Origin of the sequence: Pseudomonas sp. HMWF006 (genome assembly GCF_003061205.1) — a bacterium.
GTDB classification, from domain to species: Bacteria; Pseudomonadota; Gammaproteobacteria; order Pseudomonadales; family Pseudomonadaceae; genus Aquipseudomonas; species Aquipseudomonas monsensis.
This window is the reverse complement of the sequence record NZ_QAIU01000527.1, coordinates 523-2,904: the sequence shown is the minus strand read 5'-3', so window position 1 is coordinate 2,904 and position 2,382 is coordinate 523. Positions and strand designations below refer to the sequence as shown.

General features: G+C 60.8%; 2 protein-coding genes. Both read right to left on the bottom strand.

Features of this window, described 5'->3' with window-relative positions; translation table 11 throughout:
- Positions 1 to 247: 247 nt before the first annotated feature.
- Positions 248 to 1,714 (bottom strand): transglycosylase SLT domain-containing protein, encoded by a 1,467-nt coding sequence (locus tag DBR24_RS23780; protein WP_128615961.1) that lies wholly within the window; start codon positions 1,712 to 1,714, stop codon positions 248 to 250.
- A gap of 99 nt (positions 1,715 to 1,813) precedes the next feature.
- The coding region (gloB, locus tag DBR24_RS23775) for a hydroxyacylglutathione hydrolase (protein ID WP_256591770.1) at positions 1,814 to 2,382 on the bottom strand (569 nt) is incomplete at its 5' end.

Genomic DNA, 2,382 nt, shown 5'->3' with positions numbered 1-2,382 from the left:
AACTCAAGTTCTCAAAAGCCCCTCACCCTGACCCTCTCCCGGAGGGAGAGTGGACTGACTGTGGTGTCTGGGCGAATTGCATTGACGTGCGATACCGAGTCGAACTCGGATTTTGAACAGCACGGAGATCGGCTCCCTTTCCCCCTCGCCCCCCGTGGGGGAGAGGGCTGGGGTGAGGGGGAACGATCTAAAGCACGCCACAAAATCCGGACCAAAAAAAGCCCCCGAAAACTCAGGGGCTCTTCTGTCAGTGCGGTTGATAAACCGTGAGCATCTGCCCCGGCTTCAACGCTTTACCCGCACTCGGATTCCAGCGCTTGAGATGCTGCATCTCAACGTTGAAGCGCTTGGCCACGACGTACAGCGTGTCACCGCGCTTGACCTTGTACTGGGTCTGCTGCGCGCTGTCGTCCTTGCCTTTGCTCTTGCTGTTGGCCGCAATCACGGTATTGACGCGCCCCGACTTGCGAGCCGGCGTGCGCTTGGTGGTGTCTTGCATCACCAGCGTCTGGCCGACCTTGAGGTTCTTGCCGGTCAGCTTGTTCCAGCGCTGCAGATCCTTGACTTCAACCTTGTTGGCCTTGGCGATGGAGCCGAGGTTGTCGCCACGCTTCACGCGATAGGCACGCTTGAGCTGTGCCACTTCCGACGGATCGGCGCCTTCGAACACCGGTTTCAGCGAGCGCGGGCTGATCAGCTCTTCCGGCCGCATGGTCTGCAGGCTGGCGGTCAGCAGTTGCGCCTTCGATGTCGGCACCAGCAGGTGCTGAGGGCCGTCGATGGTGGTGCGCTGCTTGAACGCCGGGTTGAGCTGGAACAGTTCGTCTTCGTCGATGTTGGCCACTGCCGCGACCTTCGACAGGTCCATGCGCTGGTTGATTTCGACGACCTGGAAATACGGCTCGTTGGCGATCGGGTTGAGGTTCACCCCGTAGGCTTCCGGCGCCAGCACCACTTGCGACAGCGCCAGCAGTTTCGGCACGTAGGCCTGGGTTTCCGCCGGCAACGAAGACAGGTTCCAGTAGTCGGTCGGCAGGCCTAGCTTCTCGTTCCGCTCAATGGCGCGGCTGACGGTGCCTTCACCGGCGTTGTAGGCGGCCAGGGCCAGCAGCCAGTCACCGTTGAACATGTCGTGCAGGCGGGTCAGGTAATCCATCGCTGCGGTGGTCGAGGCGGTGATGTCGCGACGGCCATCATAAAAGCGGGTCTGGCGCAGGTTGTAGTAGCGGCCCGTGGACGGGATGAACTGCCACAGCCCCGACGCGTCGGAGCGGGAGTAGGCCATCGGGTTGTAGGCGCTCTCGATCACTGGCAGCAGGGCCAGTTCCAGCGGCATGTTGCGCTCTTCGAGACGCTCGACGATGTAATGAATATAGAGACTGCCGCGTTCGCCGGCATTCTCGAGGAAAGAGGGGTTGCTGGCGAACCACAGGCGCTGCTGCTCGATGCGCGGGTTCACGCCCAGGCCTTCTTGCAGCTGGAAACCGCCGCGCATACGCTCCCAGATGTCCTGGGGCACCTGCGGGCTGGGCTTTTCACTCAACCAGATGGGCTTCTGCTTGGCTCGCGCAGCAATGTTCGGCGTATGGGTCGCTTCAGTCTGCGGAGCATGGCTGGAACAGCCCGCCAGCGTGGCGGACACAGCCACCGCGATGGCTTGCGCCAGGCGGGTCAATGCGTCTGAATTGACGGACTTACGTATGGATGACGACATTGGCTGGGAGTAAGTTCCGGGCAAAAATGTCGGGCGATTCTAGAAAGCGCACCCCCTGCGGTCAACCATTCAGAATTTTTGTACCAGCTGGTGAGTCACTTAGAATTTATCTTTCCAGGCTCGCAGCGCAGCAAATACCTCACTCGGCGCCCGGTTTTGAGCGCCTGCCCGTTCGTCCACTTTTTGTGTAACTAATGTTTCAGTGGTCCGCAAAAACGGGTTGGTGAGCTTTTCCAGGGCCAGGGTCGAGGGCAGGGTCATGACCCCGTTTTGCCGTTGCTGGCTGACTTTTTCCAGACGAGCGGCGATGTCCGGGTTGGTCGGTTCCACCGCAGCCGCAAACTTGAGATTGCTCAGGGTGTATTCATGGGTGCAGTAGACCAGCGTATCTTCGGGCAACGCGGCGAGACGGCTCAGGGAATGGTGCATCTGCTCCGGCGTGCCTTCGAACAAGCGGCCACAACCGGCGGCAAACAAGGTGTCGCCGCAAAACAGCAGGCCGTGGTGGTAATAGGCAATGTGTCCCAAGGTGTGACCGGGCACCGCATAGACCGCGAAGTCCCAGCCGAGCACACTGACGCTGTCGTTGTCCTTGAGCGCCACGTCACGTGCCGGGATGTTTTCGCTGGCCGGCCCATAGACCGTGGCGCCGCTGGCCTGCTTGAGGC

Coding starts and splice junctions, on each gene's coding strand:
- DBR24_RS23780 (WP_128615961.1), bottom strand. CDS start 1,714: ATGTCGTCATCCATACGTAAGTCCGTCAATTCAGACGCATTGACCCGC.